Origin of the sequence: Pontibacterium sp. (assembly GCF_041587635.1) — a bacterium.
Taxonomy (GTDB): domain Bacteria; phylum Pseudomonadota; class Gammaproteobacteria; order Pseudomonadales; family Balneatricaceae; genus Pontibacterium.
In genome coordinates this window covers 1-5536 of record NZ_JBFGYC010000254.1, presented here as the reverse complement: position 1 = coordinate 5536, position 5536 = coordinate 1, and the positions used below count along the sequence as shown (strand labels likewise).

At 53.8% G+C, this 5536-nt stretch carries 3 protein-coding genes; all 3 read left to right on the top strand.

The features are described 5' to 3' along the window. A partial coding sequence (locus ABYW01_RS12755; RefSeq protein ID WP_372833249.1) for a TRAP transporter permease occupies window positions 1–2226 on the top strand: 2226 nt, incomplete at its 5' end. Between the two features lie 56 nt (window positions 2227–2282). After that, window positions 2283–2714 (top strand): universal stress protein, encoded by a 432-nt coding sequence (locus ABYW01_RS12750; protein ID WP_372833247.1) that lies wholly within the window; start codon window positions 2283–2285, stop codon window positions 2712–2714. A gap of 164 nt (window positions 2715–2878) precedes the next feature. Then, window positions 2879–5536, top strand: a 2658-nt coding sequence (locus ABYW01_RS12745; RefSeq protein WP_372833245.1) for an NAD-glutamate dehydrogenase domain-containing protein, incomplete at its 3' end; no start/stop codon positions are given.

Here is a 5536-nt window from a genome sequence, read left to right as displayed (position 1 = left end):
GGGTTACCAAATACTCAGGATCTGGTGGTGTCTGTCACCGGTTTGATTCTGCTGCTGGAAGCGACCCGTCGTACCTTGGGTCCACCGTTGCTGATCGTTGCAATCGTCTTCCTGACATACTCTCTGGCCGGTCCGTATATGCCGGAGTTGATTGCGCACAAAGGCGTCACACTAAAAGAGCTTGTTAACCATCAATGGCTAACCACGGAAGGCGTTTTTGGTATTGCGCTTGGCGTCTCCTCCAACTTTGTATTCCTGTTTGTTCTCTTTGGTGCGCTGCTGGACAAAGCGGGTGCCGGTAACTACTTCATTCAGGTGGCGTTCTCGCTGCTGGGCCACATGCGTGGCGGCCCGGCGAAAGCCGCGGTGGTATCGTCCGGCCTGACCGGTTTGATCTCAGGCTCCTCCATTGCCAACGTGGTGACCACCGGTACGTTTACCATCCCGATGATGAAACGGGTTGGGTTCTCCTCTGAAAAAGCCGGTGCGGTTGAAGTGGCTTCGTCTGTTAACGGCCAGATTATGCCACCTGTGATGGGCGCTGCGGCGTTCCTGATGGTGGAGTACGTGGGTATCTCCTACGTTGAGGTTATCACCCATGCATTCCTGCCGGCACTGATCTCCTACATCGCGCTGATCTACATCGTGCATCTGGAAGCACTGAAGCAGAACATGTATGGCTTGCCACGTCGTACTGCCGTGAAAGCATGGCAGTTACGTCTGATCGGTATCCTGACCGGGTTCCTGACTACGGCGGGTATTGCCGCAATTGTGTACTACGGAATTGGCTGGATTAAACCGGTATTCGGTGACTTCGCGGGTATGGTGATCGCGGCGTTGCTGGCGGTGGTGTATCTCTACCTGATCCGTTTTGCATCCCGTGTGCCGGATCTGGCACTGGATGACCCTAACGCTCCGATGCTGCAGTTGCCGGAAGTGGGGCCGACCGTTAAATCCGGTTTGCACTTCCTGCTACCGGTGGTTGTGCTGGTGTGGTGTCTGATGATCGAGCGCCTGTCTCCGGGGCTGTCCGCCTTCTGGGCAACCATCCTGATGATCGTGATTCTGGTCACTCAGCGTCCGCTGATGGCGTACTTCCGCCAGCAGGGGAATCTGGGGGCACGTTTGCGTCAGGGTGCCAATGAGCTGGTCGATGGCCTGATCGTGGGTGCGCGCAACATGATCGGTATCGGTATTGCGACCGCGACCGCCGGTATTATTGTCGGTGCTGTATCGCAGACCGGTGTGGGGTCTGTATTGGCAGATCTGGTGGAAGTGTTGTCGATGGGCAACCTGCTATTGATGCTGATTTTGACCGCGATTCTCAGCCTGATTCTGGGTATGGGTCTGCCAACCACGGCCAACTACATTGTTGTTTCCTCCTTGCTGGCGCCAGTGGTGATCTCACTGGGTCAGGAATCCGGACTGATCGTACCGCTGATCGCGGTGCATCTGTTCGTATTCTACTTCGGCATCATGGCAGACGTGACCCCACCGGTTGGTCTGGCCTCATTTGCCGCGGCAGCCGTCTCCGGTGGTGATCCTATCCGGACGGGTTTCCAGGCGTTTAGCTACAGCTTACGTACGGCCGCGCTGCCATTCCTGTTTATCTTCAATACTGACCTGTTGCTGATTGATGTGACCTGGTTAGAAGGTATTCAGGTATTTATCGTGGCGACCATCGCCATACTGATCTTCACCGCGGCTACTCAGGGTTACTTCTTTGCCCGTAACCGCTGGTACGAAACCTGTCTGTTGCTGTTGATTGCGTTTTCGCTGTTCCGTCCGGGCTTCTGGATGGATCGCATCGTAGAGCCGTATCAGCAGATCAGTCCGTCCGCACTGGTGCAGGAGGCAGGGAATCTGCAACCGGGTACTGAGCTGCGTATCTGGATTGATGGTGAAGATGATGTGGGTAACGCGCGTTCCTTCCTGGCGATCCTGAATCTGGGTGAAGGTGAAGATGGCGCTGCGCGACTGGCATCAACCGGTATCGAATTGTTGGACAAAGATGGCAAAACCATCGTCGACTACGTGGGCTTTGACAGTGCGGCGGAACATGCCGGTCTGGCCTTCGATCAAGTGATTACCGGGGCGGAAGCACCACAAGTGCAGCCGCCAAAACAGCTGATCTATATTCCGGCGATTATCTTGCTGGCTTTGCTGATCGTAATGCAGCGACGTCGTCGTAAAGAAGAACCTGTGGCACAACCTGTCGCAGCATAAACAAGTGCACCCCGGCTACATTTTGTTGTAGCCGGGTATTGCCGGAGGAATGGCTGATGTTTACAAAAGTACTAGTACCGGTGGATCTGGCGGAGCCAGAGTTCACTAAAAAGTCCCTTCAACTGGCCCTAAGGGAAGTTCGCGAAAACGGGGTAGAGTTACATTTGATCACTGTTGTGCCGGGTTTTAGTAACTCGCTGGTAGCCTCATTCTTCAGCGAGAAAGAGCACCAGAAAGCGGTGACCGAAGTCGCGCGTCAGTTTAAGCAATTTGCCAAGGATGAGCTGCCGGAAGATGTGAAGCCTGTGTTAAAAGTGTATGAAGGTTCACCGGCTGAGCAAATTGTGAGGTATGTAAAAGATAAGGCGATCGATCTGGTGGTGATGTCCGCCCATCATCGTTCGCGAGTAGACGAATTTCTGCTTGGATCAGTGTCTGCACGGGTCGTTGAGCGCGCTAATTGCTCTGTCCTTTTGCTTAAAAACTGAGCTAAAAATCATCCGGTAAGAAAAGGTCAAAAAAACGGGAGTTTGTCCTGTTTTGGGGCGGAAATTCGGGAAAAGAATCTACGTATAGAGCAGCGCTAAGTTGTTCATACTTCTATACTTGCATAACTATAAAATTAACGTCTAAACAGGATAAATAAACGACAATGTCTGACCAACTCTGCGACAGCAGTTCGTTGCTGTCACCGCTTACTGACCTTTTACAGCAACGTCTGTCTGCCGATATGGCCACGCAGGTGACCGACTTTTCAAGTCGTTACTATCAGACCGCGACCCACGAAGAGCTAAATGAACGCTCTTTGGATAACCTCTACGGCGCGACATTGTCGTGTTGGCAGTTCCTGCAGAACTTTAATGCAGAAGAGCCAAAGGTACGCCTATACAACCCGGATCTGGAACAACACGGCTGGCGTGCTCAGCATACAGTGATCGAGATCGTACAGAACGATATGCCGTTTCTGGTTGATTCGGTCCGTATGGCACTGAACCGCCGTGGTCTGGTGATTCACACAATCCACAATGCGATCCTGTTTACCCGTCGTGACGATAAGGGTGATCTGCTGGAGTTGTGTGACAGGTCTGCAGAAGGTGCGTCTGCTGAGTCGTTTATTTATCTTGAAGTCGATCGCACCAGTGATGATGCTGAACTGAAAGCGATCTTCGCCGCGCTGCATAAAGTGCTTAAGCATGTACATGTGGCGGTCAGCGATTATTCCGAGATGCAGGGTCGCGCCGCAGCGATGCTGGCTGATCTGGAAAAACAGGGCGAGCAAGAAGAGATTCAGGCGTTCCTGCGCTGGATGCTGGATGATCACTTTACTTTCCTCGGATACGATGAGATCCGCATCGAAGGCGAGCAGGTGATGCCGGTTGCGGGTTCTGAGTTGGGTATCTTTAAGCTGGATAAAGCCGCCGCTTCAGGCAGCAGCCTGGGTGAACTGCGCGACGCTGAGCGAGAGTTCCTGCTGGAACCGTCGCCGCTGATGTTTGCAAAAGATGCACGTTACTCACTGGTACACCGTCCGGCCTATATGGACCGAATTGTACTGAAGCAGTTTGATGCAAACGGCAATGTCGTGGGTAAGATCCGTTTCCACGGTTTGTACACCTCGGCGGTGTACTCCGAGCCGATGCACGCTATCCCTGTTGTGCGCGACAAAGCCAAAGCGGTACTGGAAAGCACCGGCTTTGATCCTCGCAGCCACAACGGTAAACATCTGCTGCAGATCATGAATGATCTGCCACGTGATGAACTGGTCCTGACCACTGAAGAACAGCTGCTGGAGATCGCCATGGGCATCTTCAGTCTGAACGAACGCCGCAAAGCCCGTTTGCTGGTGCGTGCGGATCGTTGTAATCAGTTCATGACCTTCCTCTATTTCGTACCACGTGACATTTTCTCCACCGAGCTGCGTTTGCAGATTCAGGATCTGTTGATGAAGGCGACCGGTGCGACCGGTACGGACTTCACCACGACGTTCAGTGAATCCGTGCTGGCCCGTGTGCAGTTTGTGCTGCGTATCGACCCGGATAACCCTCCGGCGCTGGATATGGCCAAGCTGGAAGAGGACGTGGTGAATATCTCCCGCGACTGGAGCGATGAGCTGCATGCTGCATTGACTGATGTCTGCGGTGAAGAGCAGGGCAACCGACTGCTGCACAGCTACCGTTTTGCGTTCACCAGCGCGTACCGTGAACACTTTGGCCCTGCCAGTGCGGTATACGATATTCAGCGCATTGAAGCCCTGAGCGACGAACAGCCGATCACGATGAGTTTCTACCGCGTGTTGGAGCAAAGCTCCGAAATCCTGCGCTTCAAGCTGTTTGTCGCTGATGAGCCGCTGGTGCTGTCCGATGTCATTCCGGTACTGGAAAACCTCGGCATGCGCGTGGTGGGTGAGCATCCTTACGCAGTGCGCCGTGAAGACGGTCGCCAGTACTGGATGCATGACTTTACGCTGATCTATCAGGGTTCCGAGCCGGTTGAGCTGGATGAGGTGCAGGATGTCTTTCAGGATGCCTTCGCCAAAATCTGGAGCGGTGGTGCTGAAAACGATGAATTCAACCAGCTGGTAATAGGCGCAAACCTGAACTGGCGCGAAGTGGCGATGCTGCGTGCGTATTCCCGTTACAGTCAGCAGATCCGTTTTGGTTTCTCTCAGCCGTATATTGCCGGTGCGTTGTCCAGCCACATTCAGGTAACCCGTTTGCTGGTGGCGCTGTTCCGTGCACGTTTTGAACCTCAGCGTCAGGGCAGTGACAAGGTTGCCGCGTTGGCCGGTCGTATCGAATCCAGCATCGTGGATGCACTGGATAAAGTGGCGAACCTCAACGAAGACCAGATCCTGCGTCGTTTCCTTGAGCTGATCAAAGCCACGTTGCGTACCAGCTTCTTCCAGCGTGATGCTGATGGTGAGCTGAAAGACTATTTCTCCTTCAAACTGAGCCCGCGTGAGATCAGCGATATTCCGCTGCCACGTCCGATGTTTGAAGTGTTTGTCTACTCCGCACGGGTTGAAGGTGTGCATCTGCGTGGCGGTAAAGTTGCCCGTGGTGGTCTGCGCTGGTCCGACCGTCTGGAGGATTACCGCACCGAAGTACTGGGCTTGGTAAAAGCCCAGCAGGTGAAAAACTCCGTGATTGTGCCGGTGGGTGCGAAAGGTGGTTTTGTTGCGAAACAACTGCCCACAACGGGTGGCCGCGAAGCGTGGCTGAACGAAGGTATCGCCAGCTACAAGATCTTTATCAGTGCTCTGCTGGATATCACCGACAACCTGGTAGCAGGTGAAGTGGTACCGCCGGTG